This window comes from Deltaproteobacteria bacterium (genome assembly GCA_016177765.1).
In the GTDB taxonomy this organism is placed as follows: Bacteria; UBA10199; UBA10199; order JACPAL01; family JACOUP01; genus JACOUP01.
The window spans coordinates 97,783-112,933 of record JACOUP010000003.1 but is presented as its reverse complement, the minus strand read 5'-3'; the positions used below and the strand labels follow the sequence as shown (position 1 = coordinate 112,933).

Annotated in this window: 14 protein-coding genes; 7 read left to right on the top strand and 7 right to left on the bottom strand. The window is 53.5% G+C overall.

Going from position 1 to position 15,151, the window contains the following annotated elements:
* Positions 1-25 precede the first annotated feature (25 nt).
* The 5 genes from trpC to HYS22_01950 are packed head-to-tail and all read right to left on the bottom strand — an operon-like array spanning position 26 to position 6,247.
* Positions 26-892, bottom strand: coding sequence for an indole-3-glycerol phosphate synthase TrpC (gene trpC, locus HYS22_01970; GenBank protein ID MBI1908919.1), 867 nt, complete (start codon positions 890-892; stop codon positions 26-28).
* On the bottom strand, positions 834-1,817 hold the full coding sequence (trpD, locus tag HYS22_01965; GenBank protein MBI1908918.1) for an anthranilate phosphoribosyltransferase: 984 nt from the start codon (positions 1,815-1,817) through the stop codon (positions 834-836). Before trpD ends, trpC begins: the two co-directional genes overlap by 59 nt.
* Entirely contained in the window at positions 1,805-2,377 is a 573-nt protein-coding gene (locus HYS22_01960) for an aminodeoxychorismate/anthranilate synthase component II (protein ID MBI1908917.1), read from the bottom strand. The genes trpD and HYS22_01960 overlap by 13 nt, the downstream gene beginning before the upstream one ends.
* Positions 2,358-3,857 carry an anthranilate synthase component I family protein gene (locus HYS22_01955; protein ID MBI1908916.1) on the bottom strand — a complete coding sequence of 500 codons (1,500 nt, stop codon included), beginning with the start codon at positions 3,855-3,857 and terminating at the stop codon, positions 2,358-2,360. Before HYS22_01955 ends, HYS22_01960 begins: the two co-directional genes overlap by 20 nt.
* A complete protein-coding gene (locus HYS22_01950) occupies positions 3,833-6,247 on the bottom strand; it encodes an MMPL family transporter (GenBank protein MBI1908915.1) in 2,415 nt (804 codons plus the stop codon). The genes HYS22_01955 and HYS22_01950 overlap by 25 nt, the downstream gene beginning before the upstream one ends.
* Before the next feature lie 74 nt (positions 6,248-6,321).
* Here HYS22_01950 and HYS22_01945 point away from each other — a divergent pair, with 74 nt between their 5' ends.
* On the top strand, positions 6,322-7,833 hold the full coding sequence (locus HYS22_01945) for an alkaline phosphatase family protein (GenBank protein ID MBI1908914.1): 1,512 nt from the start codon (positions 6,322-6,324) through the stop codon (positions 7,831-7,833).
* Here HYS22_01945 and HYS22_01940 read toward each other — a convergent pair.
* Positions 7,827-8,783 carry an ROK family protein gene (locus HYS22_01940; protein ID MBI1908913.1) on the bottom strand — a complete coding sequence of 319 codons (957 nt, stop codon included), beginning with the start codon at positions 8,781-8,783 and terminating at the stop codon, positions 7,827-7,829. The genes HYS22_01945 and HYS22_01940 overlap by 7 nt on opposite strands.
* Before the next feature lie 66 nt (positions 8,784-8,849).
* On the opposite strand from HYS22_01940, the gene HYS22_01935 reads away from it, so the two are divergent.
* The 6 genes from HYS22_01935 to ruvA are packed head-to-tail and all read left to right on the top strand — an operon-like array spanning position 8,850 to position 13,354.
* Positions 8,850-9,602, top strand: coding sequence for a 16S rRNA (uracil(1498)-N(3))-methyltransferase (locus HYS22_01935; protein MBI1908912.1), 753 nt, complete (start codon positions 8,850-8,852; stop codon positions 9,600-9,602).
* 12 nt (positions 9,603-9,614) lie between these two features.
* A complete protein-coding gene (locus HYS22_01930) occupies positions 9,615-10,319 on the top strand; it encodes a glycerophosphodiester phosphodiesterase (protein ID MBI1908911.1) in 705 nt (234 codons plus the stop codon).
* Entirely contained in the window at positions 10,319-11,485 is a 1,167-nt protein-coding gene (locus tag HYS22_01925; GenBank protein ID MBI1908910.1) for an RDD family protein, read from the top strand. The genes HYS22_01930 and HYS22_01925 overlap by 1 nt, the downstream gene beginning before the upstream one ends.
* Positions 11,486-11,519: 34 nt before the next feature.
* Entirely contained in the window at positions 11,520-12,269 is a 750-nt protein-coding gene (locus HYS22_01920; GenBank protein MBI1908909.1) for a YebC/PmpR family DNA-binding transcriptional regulator, read from the top strand.
* A gap of 16 nt (positions 12,270-12,285) precedes the next feature.
* Positions 12,286-12,777: a crossover junction endodeoxyribonuclease RuvC gene (gene ruvC / locus HYS22_01915; protein MBI1908908.1), complete on the top strand. Its 492-nt coding sequence runs from the start codon at positions 12,286-12,288 to the stop codon at positions 12,775-12,777.
* On the top strand, positions 12,761-13,354 hold the full coding sequence (gene ruvA, locus HYS22_01910) for a Holliday junction branch migration protein RuvA (GenBank protein ID MBI1908907.1): 594 nt from the start codon (positions 12,761-12,763) through the stop codon (positions 13,352-13,354). Before ruvC ends, ruvA begins: the two co-directional genes overlap by 17 nt.
* 77 nt (positions 13,355-13,431) lie before the next feature.
* On the opposite strand, the gene HYS22_01905 is transcribed toward ruvA, so the two are convergent.
* Entirely contained in the window at positions 13,432-15,087 is a 1,656-nt protein-coding gene (locus tag HYS22_01905; protein ID MBI1908906.1) for a hypothetical protein, read from the bottom strand.
* Positions 15,088-15,151 lie beyond the last annotated feature (64 nt).

The window sequence follows — 15,151 nt, the reverse complement described above, 5'->3', positions numbered from 1 at the left end:
CGGCCTCCGGCCACCCTCTCCTTAGCTAAGGAGAGGGACGGGGAGAGGTCTGTCCCAAGAGTTCTTTTAACTTGTACCCAACATTTTTCTCCCTGAGCAAGATCTCCCCTACCAGAAAGGCATGAACGCCAACCTTCTGCAGTCTTTCAATATTGGCACGGGAGGAGATGCCGGATTCGGAGATAAATGTAGGGGCAGGCACGGGGGCCGCCCCTACAAAATTCATCAATTTCTCGGTCGTTTCCAAATCAACCTTCAACGTGTCCAAATCACGGTTGTTAATCCCTACCAAAGGAGAATTCAAATCCAGAGCAATTCCCATCTCCTTTTCATCATGCACCTCGATCAGCGCCGCCATTCCCAACTCCATGGCCATGGCCTGATAATCCTTCAACTGGGCCTTTTCCAGAATCCTGACGATGAGCAGGACCGCATCGGCCCCTGCGGCCCGGGCCTCAAAAATTTGATACTCGTCAAAGACAAAATCTTTTCTTAAGAGCGGAAGGCCCATCGCCTTGCGAATCTTCTTTAAATGTTCGAGAGACCCTTGAAAGAAATGCTCGTCCGTCAAAACGGAGAGTGCCGCCGCCCCGTTTTCTTCGTAAGTCGAGGCCAGACGAAGGGGATCAAAATCTTCACGGATCACCCCTGCCGAGGGGGAGGCCTTTTTGATTTCGGCGATGATTCGGGTACGGGCGGTTCGCGAACCGCCCCTACAGGCCCCCATAAAATCACGGGCCGGTTTCTGGTCAGCCGCCTCTTTTTCAACGTCTTTCAAGGAATGGCGACGCTTGAGGGATTCCAGTTCTTCTTTTTTGTATTTTAAAATCTTATCAAGAATCACGATTGGAAACCTCCACCATCTTTTGCAAACAGTTGAGGGCCGTCCCATGATCCAGAGAACGTTTCGCCAATAGAACCCCCTGATGCCAATCCTCGGCACGACCCACCGCAACTAAAGCGGCCGCGGCATTCAGGATCACCACGTCGCGGATCGGCCCCTCAAGTCCTTCTAGAACAGCCTTCAGGGTCGAAGCATTCTCTTTGGCATCCCCTCCCCTTAAATCTTCCAGAGAACAGAGTTTAAAACCGAAATCTTCCGGTTGAACGACAAAGGTAGAAATTTTTGGGTGAATCACCCTCTCATTTTTAAATTCGGCAACAGTCGTTGGGCCGGTCAGCGTGATTTCATCAAGCCCATCCTCCCCATGAACCACAAGAACATGACTGGAGCCAAGCCTCGCCGCCACCCGGGCCATCGGTTCGATCCACTTTTGATCAAAAACGCCGATCACCTGGTGCCTGACGCCGGCCGGATTCAAAAGCGGTCCCAAGAGATTAAAGATAGTCCGGGTGCCGATTTTTTTCCGGACCGCCGCCACATTTTTCATCGCCGGATGGTACCGCGGGGCAAAAAAGAAACCGATCCCGGTGTCGTCGACACATTTTTTAACAGACTCGGGGGGCAAATCGATCTTCACCCCCAACGCCTCCAAGAGATCGGCGCTCCCGCACTGGGAGCTGACGCTCCGGTTTCCATGTTTTGCCACCTTGACCCCAGCCCCGGCCACCACAAAGGCGGCGGCCGTTGAAATATTGAAGGTCCCCTTCTGATCCCCTCCGGTGCCGCAGGTATCGACCCCCTCCTCCAGAGACCAGCCACTCTTGACGGCAAATTCTCTCATCACCGAGGCCGCCGCAGTCACTTCTTCAACGGTTTCACCCCGGTCCCGAAGTGTCGTGAGGAAGGAGGAAACCTCTCCCTCCGGCATCCGGCCGGACATGATCTCCCGCAATGCTGTTTCTAGCGACGGCATAATTCGAGAAAGTTCCTTAAAATTTTCTTCCCCTCCAGCGTCAGGATCGATTCAGGATGAAACTGGATCCCTTCCATCAGGATTTTTTTGTGGCGGATCCCCATAATTTCTTGTTCGGCGGTCCAGGCAGAGACTTCAAAACAATCCGGCAGGGTTTTTCTCTCAACAATGAGAGAGTGGTACCGTGTCGCCTCAAACGGGTTCTCGCAACTGGTAAACAGGGTCTTGCCGTCGTGCAGAATCGGCGAGGTCTTCCCGTGCATCAGACGAGGGGCGCGGATCACCTTCCCCCCCAGCGCCTCCGCCATCGACTGATGCCCCAGACAGACCCCGAGGATCGGAATCTTCCCCTGAAATTTCCTGATCGCCGCCACGGAAATCCCGGCCTCTTTGGGAGAGCAAGGTCCCGGTGAGATCACCAGCTTCGCTGGTTTCTTTCTCTCAATCTGCCGAAGGGTGATTTCGTCATTGCGGTAAACCTTCACCTCTTCTCCCAGTTCCAGAAAATACTGGACGAGGTTGTAGGTAAAAGAATCGTAATTATCGATCATCAAGAGCATCGAGCACCCCTTTGGCCTTGTTCCTACATTCCTCATACTCCCGTCCCGGGTCTGAATCGGCAACAATCCCGGCCCCCGCCTGGATATGAATCCGCCCGTTGTGAATCACGGCAGACCGGATGGTGATCGCCATATCCATATTGCCCGAAAAACCAAAATAGCCGACGCACCCGCCGTACGGTCCACGATGGGTCGGCTCCAGATCTTCAATAATCTCCATCGCCCGGATTTTGGGGGAACCACTGAGCGTCCCGGCCGGAAAGGTTGCCCGGATCACGTCAAAGGCGTTTTTCCCGTCGGCCAGTTCGGCACGGACGTTGGAAACCAGGTGCCGGACATGGGAGTACCTCTCCACAATCATCAGCTGGTCCACCGTCACCGTCTTTGTGCGGGCGACCCGTCCCAGATCGTTCCTCCCCAGATCAACGAGCATAATATGTTCCGCCTTTTCCTTGGGATCATTCAACAGTTCTTTTTCCAGGGCGGCATCCTTGATCGGGTCAGGATCCCTTGGCCGTGTGCCAGCGATCGGACGAAGAGTCAACTGTCCCTCCTCCAACCGAACCATCGTCTCCGGAGAGGCCCCGACCAGTTGAAGGTCACCAAAATCGAAAAAGAACATGTAGGGAGACGGGTTCAGGCGACGTAACGACCGGTAGAGATGAAACGGATCCCCGGAATAATCCCGTGACTCCCGAAGCGACAAAACGGTCTGCGTCACATCCCCCGCCAGGATATACTCCTTGACCCGCCGAACCCCTTTTTGAAAAGCGGCGGGGGACCAATTCAATTTTGTAGGGGCGCCCTGACCGCCCTCTCTGTCCCTATGGGACATCTCCCCCGATTGGCGGGGGAGTTCCCCTCGCCACCCGCTTCCCCCTTGATCAATCTTCTCCGAAATCTCCTTCAGGCGCGCCTCCACCTTCTTCTCCTCCCCCCTCTCCGCAAACCCGACGATCTCCAGCGTGTGCCGAATATTGTCAAAAATAAGCAAAACCCGCGGGATCATGAAAATGGAATCGGGGAGTTGGAGATCATCCCGGCCATGGCGAGGCAGTTTTTCAAAGAACCGGACCATATCGTAGGAAAGATAGCCAACCGCCCCGCCAAAAAAGCGGGGCAAATGACTCACCTCCGATGAATCAAGGGCAACCGAATAGGAATGAAAGAGTTTCTCCAACTCCTTGAAAGGGTCCTCGACCCGTGGGTCTTTGACCCGTTTTTTCGATTCCCGTCCGGCGATGTCAAGGTGTACACGATCGCCTTTACTCCGGAACAGGGCCAAAGGCTCCAAACCGATAAAACTGTACCGAGCCCACTTTTCCTGCCCCTCAACACTCTCCAATAAAAATGACGGCCCCGGCGATCTCAGTTTCTGAAAAAGAGAAACCGGCGTCTCGCAGTCAACATCCTTCCTGAGGCGTATCGGGACCAATTGATTTTTCTTGCGCAACCTCACAACGTCCCTTTCTTGCGCCAGTCCTCCAGCAACTGCAAAGCGGCCGGGAAAAGGGTCAAGGAACAGACCATGCAGGCCACCATGCCGATCATCGCCGCTTTTCCAATAGAAGCAAGCCCATTATGCTCCGCAAAAACAAGCCCCAGAAACCCGATGATGTTGGTGAGGGAGGAGAGAAAGGCCGCCTGTCCCGCCGTCCGGACGACTTTGCCAACGGCACTGAAACGTTCTTCCATGTACCGATGGTACATATGAACCCCGTTGTCGATGGCCGTGCCAACCACCGACGGGATGACCACCATGTTGTAAAAACTGAACCGGAAATCGATCATCCCCATCAGACCGCACATCCAAAAGATGCCGCCGACAATCGGAAGCATCACCAGGGCAACACGAATTGGCTTTCTGAAATCGAGAATAACAAAGAAAAGAACCCCGAAAACGGCCAACGCTATCGCCTTCTTAGAGTCCCGGAGCATTACCTTCAAGACATCGGCAAAGACGATGGCGTCACTCGTAGCGTGGTAGGTCTTGACGGCCGTCGGGATCTCGGCCACCTCACTCTGAAAACGCATCGCGATCCGGCCATCCGAGAGTTCCACATCCGGATCGGCAAAGATGAAAATAACCTGTCCGGGGACCTCCTTCCTGCCATAAAAGATCCGTTTCGCCTCGTCAGGAACATCATCCAGGGTGACCGGCGGCACATCCAGGGAGCGGACGAATTCGTCCAATGCCTTCTTTCTCCCCCCTTTCTTGATCCCCTTTTGAATCAGGGGTTCCTCGATCATCTTCTGAATATCCGATAAAATCTTTTCCTTGGCCTCCTGGTCTTTGGGAACCAGGTCTGTCGCAATCTTCACCCCCTGGATAAGACTGGAAGAAGTCAGCTTTTTCCTGGTCAGAAGAGCTTCCTTGATCAGTGCGGCCTCTTCATCCCTCTCAACAATAACCATCGCCGGACTGTTGACCGGAGGCACCACCTTGTGGACCTTCTTCCGGATCTCCTCATGGAAGGGAAGCTTCGGTTTCAGCTTGTTGAAATCATATTCGAACCGGAGTCTGGGAATGAACGCTAGACAAATCATCGAAAGGATGAGGGCTCCCCAGAACAGCGGCCGGGCGTAATGAAACCGCGTCCCCCGATTGTGCAGGAAAAGTCCCTTGTGGATCGCCCTGACCCGAAGGAGATGGAATCTCTCCAAAATGACAATGAGAGGCGGGAGAGTCAGCAGATAGGCCAGAAGTGTGATGAAAATACCGGAACCGGTGATGAGACCGAATTCGGAAAAACCTTTGAAATCGTTAAACCCCAGGAGAAGAAACGGGACACCCGCCGTTGCCGAACTGGTCAGTGAGGACCGTCCCACGGAAGTAATCATTTCCTCAATGGCGGCCAGGGGCTCTTTGCCCGACTCCTTCGCCTCCAGATAGCGGGAAAAGAGATGGATGCCAAATTCAATCCCCAAACCGCTCAGGATCGAAAAGAGAAAGGAGGTTACCACATTGAGATTCCCGATAAAGAGACGGGTCAGTCCAAAGGTCCAGACAAGTCCTATCCCCATCGGGGCCAACAACAAGAGAAGGACAACCGGATTGCGGAACCGGAGCAAAAGGAGGAGGGTAATGCCGACAACGGCAATCAGTCCGGCCAGGGCCAGATCCTGGATCAGGGCGTTGTATTCATTAATCCGTGTCTGAAAGGTCCCGGCGTAATAAACCTTCAGGGAAGGATCGTAAGAAGCAATATCAAAGTCCTCGACGACACCGCTGACATACCGGGTCACCTTTTTGGCAAAACCGAAGTCGGAGCTGGTCCCCGTCGGGTAAACATGAATAAGAAAAACCCGGCCATCATCACTTTCATAATAGGGGCTTCTTTTCCCCTCGGAGTATTTCTTTCGGTATTCTTCTTCAATATCCTTGAAATCCAGCCTGTCGCCGGATCTCCCCTCTTCCAGATTGATCAGCAACCCACCGAGTTTTTCCCTCTGGATGCGCCGGTCGATCCGGTCCCGAATCTCCTCAAGGTCTTCCAGATCAACATAGAGGAGTTTGTGATCGGAAAAGAACTGATACCCCGGTTTTGTGGAAACCACCTCCTTGATGAGGGAATCCCCTGAAAGTTTCTTCGAAAGATCGGAGGCAAACTGGATAATCCCTTCCCTTTTATCTCCTTCGAGGACGATGATGAGACTGCCCAACCCCTCCATCTTGTCACGAGCCTTCCTGATCAGCTGGACACTGTGGTAGCTCTCCGGAAGAAGGGCCGAAAGATCGGTCTGGATTGTGCCGAAAAGCCGGATGGTTGAGGGGATGGCTGCGGCGAATGCGAGGAAGATGACGGTCAGAACAATCAAGGGATGCCGATGAAAAAGACGAACGGCCGGCCGGGCGAGCTTAAGGTACATGAGCCTCCTCGGCTATCAAAGAAAGCCCCTAAAAACAAGGTGCAAAAAAGAGGAGCGGATGGTATCCCCCAGCCATGCTCCAAAAGGCAATAGTCCGGTTTGCGGTCTTTCTGACACTGTTGATGACGGTCGTTTTTTTCTTTTCTAACCATTTTTCGGCGAAATCGTCCGAACGCTCGGGACGTCAACCAAGGCTTCTTGTCCTTTTGCTGGACGGGATCCCTTACCACCTCTTTCAGGAGACCCAGCGGGAGGGACTTTTTGGCTACCTCTACCCGACCGCCCGGATGATCGCCCCCTTCCCCTCCATTTCCAACCCCTCCTTTGCCCGGATGTTCACCGACAAGAAGTTGCCCGGCTATGTCCGCGGTTATTTTAACATCCAGAACAACAAGAAGGAGGAAAATTACGGCGCTCTGACCGCCCTTGTCGGGGCGATGAGCTGGGAGAGAATCGTGCAGTATTCGGACAACAACACACTTCAAAAACTGGGTTCTTTCATATTCCCCCTCGCCACCACCTTGAGAGAGATCGATCAGCTCGAAGAGGCCTTTTTCCGCTCCGAAGACCCGATCTTTTTTGGCTATATCGGCGGCACCGATGCCCTCGCCCACATGTTGGGCCGGGAAAAAACAAAGGGCTTTTTGACAAAACTGGACGCCCGCCTCAAGGAAATTTTACACAAGTACGAGGAAAGGACCGGGCGTCCCCTTCTCCTGATGCTGGTCTCCGATCACGGCAACAATATGATTCCTCTGAAATTCCGCGACTGGGAGGCGATCCTCGCCAAAAAAGGATTCCATTATGATGAGGCCCTTCATGACGACCGGAGTGTCGTGAAAGTGGTGGAAGGATTCGCAACCGTCACAACGCTCCACACCGCCGGACGCCATGACCGGGAACTGGCTGAATCGTTGATCCAGGACAAGGCGGTGGACCTGATCACCTACCGGTCCGGCAACAAGGTTGTGGTCCTTTCAAAGGAAGGGAGTGCCGAAATCGAGCACGGAAAGAGAGGCTACCGCTACCACCCGTTCACGGGGGACCCACTCAACTATGCCCCCCTGCTTCAGAAACTATCCGCCGAGGGGAAGGTCGACCAAAACGGTTTTATCAAGGATGAAGACCTCTTCCCAATAACCCTCAATCACCAATACCCGGATGCCCTCCACCGGATCTACGACGGATTTTTCACCCTGACCGAGAACCCCCCCAACCTGATCGTGAGTCTCAAGGATGGTTACACCTCAGCCGACAAGACACTCTTGAGGACGCTGGAAACAGTCTCCGGAATCTACGCCCACGTCGAGGGATCACACGGGGCGTTGCTCGCCTCCCACTCCAACGGCATTTTCACCTCCAACTTTATGCCGTTCCCCGACATCCGCCCGGAGGAGTTGAGAAAATATATTGATCTCTCCCACTTCGGGATCAAGGCCGAAAAACCGGTCGTCAACATCGCCCTGGCCCAGGACGTCCGGTACCCGGAAAAAGGATCGGTTGTTTCACGCCCCCTACCGGCAGACAAAGAATTTCAGATCGCCTATTACCTCTGGTTCTCGCCCACTTATTTGTCTGATTACTGACTAAAAACTGCCGAGGCCGCCCCGAGAATGCCGGCGTCGTTCCCTAAGAGGGCCGGTGCTATTTGAACTTTTGAGGCTGTTTCCCTGTAAGTCCTCCGGGCTATCTCCTTTTTGACATCGCCGATAAAAAAATCCCAGGCCGGGGCAATCCCCCCACCGAGAATCACCTTCTCCAGGCCAAAGGCGTTCACCAGGGTGGCCACACCGATCCCCAGATAATACCCGATCCGTTTGAGGAGACCGACGGCAAAGATGTTCCCATCCCTCGCAAGGTTGTGGACCTCTTCGACGGTGATATTTTCAATCCCTCGTTCGAAAATCTGCAGAAATCGCCGTTTCTCGGTCTCTTCCGGAGACAGGTCAATCAAGGTCTTCAGACCGGTCGCCGAGGCATACATTTCAAGACAACCGCGGCCGCCACAAAAACAACGCACCCCTTCGCTCTCCACCACAATGTGGCCGAACTCCCCGGCAAATCCCCTGTCCCCACGCCACAATTTTTTCCCGATCACAATACCGCCGCCGATGCCGGTTCCTAAAGTCAGCATGAGAAAATTCTCCCAATCCCGGCCGGCCCCTTTCCAAGACTCCCCCAGGGCGGCAAAGTTGGCGTCATTATCCAGCAGAAGCGGCCGGCCAATGATTTTCTCCAGCTCCTCCCTCACCTTCCAGTTTTTCCAATCCTCAAAATGGGGAGAGGCGTATAAAATCCCCTCTTTGGAATCGAGAATTCCCGGCAAACCGATGCCGATGCCTCTGAGAGATGACCCGCTTGAAGCAGACATTGACACCAAATCGTCGATCAACTGTTTTAATCGGACCACAAAACGCCCCCGACCCATCCGGGATTCAGAAAGGATCTGCTGACGCTGGAGAATCTTCCCATCGGGACCGACCAGGACCCCTCGCGTATTCGTTCCTCCGACATCGATACCCAAGGCTAGTTGCATCTTCAGAGCGGTATAAACGAAATTGTCCCTCTTTACAAGAGGCGATCCTTCACCTATGACAGGCCGATGCCCTCCTTCTACGTTGACCCAAAAGATTTCACAGAAAACAGAGCAGTCCTGAAAGGGGCCGAGGCGAGACACGTCAGGAATGTCTTCCGGCTTGGTCCCGGGGAGAGCATCGTCCTCTTTGACGGGCGGGGGCATCAGTACAAGGGGGAAATCATGAGTGCCGGTTCGGTAGTCACCATCCAGCTATTGGAAAAAGAAACAATCCCTCCTGAAAGATTTGAAATCACCCTCGCGCAGGCCTGCCTCAAAAGCGACAAGATGGAACTGATCTTTCAGAAGGCGACCGAGTTGGGGGTCAGCAAAATCCTGCCCTTCTTTTCTTCCCGTACCGTTCCCAAAGACCCGGGCGCCAAACTGGAGCGGTGGCAAAAAATAATCCTGGCCGCCGCCAAACAATCCGGACGGGCGACCCTTCCGGAAATCATGAGCCCCTGCCCGATGCCAGAACTCCTAACCCAGTTTGACAAAACCACCGTCCGGCTCCTCCTCTCCGAGAGGAGGACAAAACGCCACTTAAAAGAAATATTGAGGGAATCGGCGGCAGGGACTTCTCTCCGAAACATTATCCCCTTCCGAATCGAAAAAATTGTCGGTCTGATCGGTCCCGAAGGAGGTTTTTCGGACGAAGAGATGGACCTTGCGGAAGAAGCCGGCTTCATCCCGGTCAGTCTGGGCCGGCGGATCCTCCGGGCGGAAACGGCGGCGATTACCTTTTTATCCGTCCTCCAGTACGAAATGGGGACATTATAACATTTCAATCATATGACCCTTGTCATCGCCCATCGCGGCGACACAAAACAGGCGACGGAAAACACCTTGGAGGCGATCTCAGCGGCTGTGCGAAAAGGGGCCGATGGGATTGAAACCGATCTCCGTCTTTCCGCCGATGGGATTCCGTTCCTGTTTCATGACAAGACCCTGGAACGTCTGGCAGGCCGTCCTGAAAAGGTAGAAAAACTGACTTGGCGTGAACTCCGCGAAGTCCGGCTCCAGGGAAACCTCCAGATCCCGACGTTGGACAATCTCTGTGAAATCGCCGGAGAGGAGCTTCTCCTGAACATTGAGCTGAAGGCTTCCTCACTGCAGGAATCACGGAGAATGGCTGATGCGGTGACCTCCCTCGTTGGCAATCGGAACCCAAACCGCTTCCTCTTCTCTTCCTTCAATCCGGTTTCTCTCTACTATCTTAAAAAGAAACTCCCTCGCTTTAGAATCGGGATGCTCTTTGCCGAACAAACAATTTTCTTCTCCCGCCAACCCTGGGCTAGAAGATGGTTGAAACCTTATTCCCTGCACCCCTCGATCAAACTGGCCACCGATGAAAAGATCCAACAGTACCGGCGTGAAGGGTTTGAAATTTTTGTTTGGACCGTCAATGAAGAAAATGATATACAAAGACTAACTTCCCTGGGGGTTACCGGTATTATTACGGACCACCTGGAACTGGCTCGGAGGATCGTGAAATAATGGATGACGAACAGGCGGCCGCCCCGCTCCACGACGACAAGACAGAAGAGCAGAGCTTTGCCTATAAGCTGGCCACTCTGAACGACCGTTTTGCCGCCTTTGTCACCGACGGTCTCATCCTGGGCTACCTCATCTGGGCCTGGTCCGGGGCCCTCTCCCTTTTCTTCAAGAAGGAGCTTTCCCTCTTCCCCCATTTTCAAGGGTTTCAGGCGATGCTCTTTTTTTCCACGAGCTTTGCCTTTGTCTTTCTCTACTACCTGATCGGTGAAGGGATCTTTTCCGCAAGCCTGGGGAAACTCCTTGTCGGGATCCGGGTGATGGGGATCCGGGGAACCCCCCCTTCGCTCTGGTCCATCATCGCCAGAAACCTGATCCGCTTTCTGGATCTCCTTGTTTTTCCGATCCTCCTGATCGCCTTCATGGAGGGGACTGAGGGTCGCCAACGATTCGGCGACTTCCTGGCCCGAACCACCGTTGTCCGGCGGAGGATGGATGAGAGGATCGATGAGACGCGAGTTTATGCCTCAACACTCCGGCGCTTCTTTTCCCTCCTCTTTGATCTGGTTCTTTTCTGTGGTCTGATGGGTGGTATCCTCCTGTTGATTCCCGCGGAACAAAACGGACTCACACTCCTTTTTCTGAACCTGATTCCGCTGTTCGGACTGATTTATATTATTCTGATGAACCTCCTTTTTGAAGGGAGTCCCGGCAAGCTCCTCCTGGGAATCAAGGTTTCCCAAGAATCGGGACGACGTATCGGTTTTGCGGGGACCATGACCCGATCTTTCTTCATCCCGTTTGACATCAACCCGGTCTCCTACCTTTGCACCCTCCTCTCCAAGAGACGACAACGACCGGGGGATGTCGCAGCGGCAACGGTGGTCATCAAAACCCCTTACCGCTGGTATTACCCCCTTGTCTTTCTGATGGTGCTGGTAATTGTCAGCGGGGTTGGATTTGTCGGCTGGAATAACCCCCGAAATTTTGTTGAAAAAGGGTACCAGATTAATCTCTTGGGGCAACCGCTGGACCCCTCCAAACTGACCCCTTATACCGGGAAACTGGCCCCTTATATAAAAGAACAAGCCCCGGTGTTGAATCGACTCCGAAAATTACCTCAAAGGGTCCTGCACAAGTTACCCAAGATCCCCTTCCTTAACCCTTGAAATAGGTTTATTCGTGTGTTAGCGCTACCCCGTTATGTCCGGACATTCCAAATGGGCGACCATCAAGCGTAAAAAAGGGGCGGAAGATGCCAAGCGGGGGAAGATTTTCACCAAAGTCATCCGCGAATTAACCGTTGCGGCCAAATCAGGCGGCGGCGATCCCAACAGCAATCCTCGTCTCCGAACAGTCCTTGAAAAGGCGAAGGCCGCTAACATGCCCCAGGATAACATCACCCGCGCGATCAAGAAAGGAACCGGCGAACTGGAAGGGGTCAATTACGAGGAGTCCACCTATGAGGGGTACGGTCCCGGCGGTGTCGCGATTATGTTCGATGTGATGACCGACAACAAGAACAGGACTATCTCTGAACTCCGCCATCTCTTGAGCAAAAATGGGGGGAATCTTGGGGAGGCCGGTTGTGTCTCCTGGGTTTTCGCCAAAAAAGGGATCCTACGTTTCGATAAGAACAAGGTCAGCGAGGAACAGCTCATGGATGTTGCCCTTGAAGCTGGCGCCCAGGATATCAACGATGAAGGAGACACCTTTGATGTCCTGACCGATCCCGCCCATTTTGAATCGGTCAAAAAAGGGCTGGCCGGCAAGGGGCTGTCCCCCCTCGAATCCGAGGTCACGATGGTCCCTCAAAATACCGTCCAGCTCCACGGCCCGCAGGCGGAGCAGATGATCAAATTAATGGAGGCGCTGGAGGATCACGACGACGTTCAGAACGTTTATGCCAATTTTGACATCCCCAAGGAAGAAATGGAGAAGATCGCTGTCTAACGGCGTTCCGCCATCAATGAAGGTCCTTGGAATAGACCCTGGTTCACTCGTTACCGGTTATGGGATCATTGGCAAAAATGGAACTGGCATTGTTCACATTGACAGCGGTGTAATCGCCCCTTCCCCCAAAAAAGATTTTCCGAGCCGTCTTCTTGAGATTTACACGACATTGATCAAGGTCATTCGGGAGTTCTCGCCGGACGAGATTGCCATCGAAGAGGTTTTTTTCGCACAAAACGTGCGGTCAGCCCTCAAACTGGGAGAGGCACGCGGCGTGGCCCTCCTGGCGGTAGAAGGCGAAGGAGTTCCGCTTTCGGAGTACTCCGCCCGCGAGGTGAAACAGGCGATCACCGGTTATGGTCAGGCAGACAAACAGCAGGTTCAAAAAATGGTCCAGCGGCTTTTAAAATTACCGGAACCGGCCGCCATCGATGCCTCCGATGCCTTGGCGATCGCGTTGTGTCATATGCAGTCCAGAAATATGAGGCGTTATGATCGCGCGTCTTAAAGGAATCCTCGTCGCCAAAGATAAAGACCATGTCATCCTTGACGTGGGAGGGGTTGGCTATAAGACCTTCCTCTCTCTCTCCTGCCATGAACATCTTCCACCCCTCGGCCAGACCGTTCTGCTTTTGATTCACACGCATGTCCGGGAGGGGGAGATTTCACTTTATGGCTTTTTGGAATCCTCCGAGAAGGAACTGTTTGAAAAACTGATCACCGTCTCCGGCATCGGCCCAAAGCTCGCCTTAACGATCCTTTCGGGAATCGCCCCCGACGAACTGGCCGCCTCCCTTTACAAAGAAGACCTCATTCGCCTGACCGCGATCTCCGGCATCGGCCGCAAGACAGCGGAGAGGATGATCGTGGATTTGAAAGACAAGCTGGTCGGTTTTATGGCGACCCATCGCCCCTCGAAAATGGAACCGGATGGCAAGCGCAAAATCTACGACGACCTCTTTTCCGCCCTCACCAACCTGGGTTACAGCCGCCCGATGGCGGAGAAGACCCTGTCTCAACTTCACTTGAAGGAAGGGACCGCTATCGAAGCGGCCCTCAAAGAGGCCCTAAAACTGCTCGCCTAGATCGTAGGTACCCGGCACCATTTGGCCATTTCGGCATTTCGGTACCGGGTACCTTTTGGCCAAAAGGTACCCGGTACCTATTCCAAATGATCGATGGTGGGGATAAAACAAAATGTCTGAACCGACTGTTGGGGAAGCCTATCAGGACCTTCCAACACGTAATCAAAAGCATAAAGACCGCCGTACAGGGAGCACTGAAGATCCCCCTGTTTTCTTCCCAATTCTGGAACATCCCAGGTTTTGACGTCAAAACCGGGAAGTTTTAAATCGACACCCATCCTCGTCCCCACCGCGAGCCAGTCGTTGAACTCATCGTCCATGAGGGAGTGATATAGAGGATCGGATGACAACAAGACCTTCTTTGCCTCTTCGGCACGATCCGGAAACTGGACGAGAAATCGTGTCGCCCCCAGGTAAAATATCCCCCGAGAAAGCGTCGGATCAGCCCACCCACCCCGCCAACCGATAGAGGCATGAAGACCGTTGTTGGGTGTAAACCAGCTATGATCCAGAAAGGTCATCTCCAGATCCCAGGTCATCCCTTTGATAATCAACGCCGTCCTGGAATCCAGAAGGGCCGTCATTGTCTTTTCCTTGGTGGAAAATTGCTCTCGATTGAGTTCTGGAAAACGCTTTTTCCAGCGACTCCAGACCTGATCATTCCCCGCCGCCGCCATGGCAAGTCCCACAATGACCTGATAGGGACCGATCCCCTGAACCTCCCAGTTGAGACTCTTACCAGGAATAACGGTTGGAAAGGCACTCACTCCCCGCTTTAGCCACTCTTCCGCTTTTCCGGAAATCAAACTACAGAAATTGGCCTCTATCTCTGGCCGATTCGGAGCCTCCGAAACCTTGGCGGCGAGACAATCCTGCTTGGGGTCCTCATCCCCAAACCCCTGCCATTCATCGAAAAGAAGCGCCAGGAAGGCCATTTCGATCAAGTTGCGAGGGGCGTTGTGCGAATGGGCCTCTGCCAAAACGGCCGAGATATCTCTGACAAGATTACGATATTCGGGTCTGTCCAAAATTTCCCTCAAAACAGTTTCCGAGGCAAAACGCCGATAACCGGGTCTTGCAAAAACATACTCTTTCCGTGACGGCTTACCACCCGGCGAGGAAACGTATTCAATATGCCTCAGGAAGAAGGTTTCATTCTCGTCCAGATAATTTGATCGTCTCTCGGTCACCCCAAAATAACGATAACCTAGGACCCGCCACCCGCTATCCGGCGTCCTCTGATCGTCAAAAAAGGCCGCTTTGTAACGAGCCAACATCGCGGGGGTACTCTTTTCTTCCCCATGACCGGCCAGCAGATTTCTCAATCCCATCCTCTCCACCCAGAGAGTGGAACCAGCCACTTCAGGGGGATTGACAGAATTCGCTTGCCATCGCCGATCCATCGCTTCCAAGGAACTGTCTTGCGAATAATGACCGCCTACTTCGAGACGACGTCTTTTAAAAACACCGGTATAGGCCTCCATAATTTTTCTGCGTACTTCAGCGAGCTTGGCGGGAGGGACTTGCTGGGGATCCTTCCCCTCCAGAAGGCCAGCAATGATCTCAAGATCCCACAGGAGGTCCTTGCGACGGTCGGCATAAGGCCCTTGGTTGTACTGACCGTAGTCCTCGATAAAATCATGGTGGGCGCCAATATTGGGGTCTATATAAAAAACTTCCCGACCGAATTGGACTCTCTTAATCTCAGGATGGGAAAGACTGGGTGGCGCCATAGCGGCCTTCCTTATCGGCACCGGGCAGGAAAGTTGCGTCTTTTCGTGCTTGCACGAACAGGCA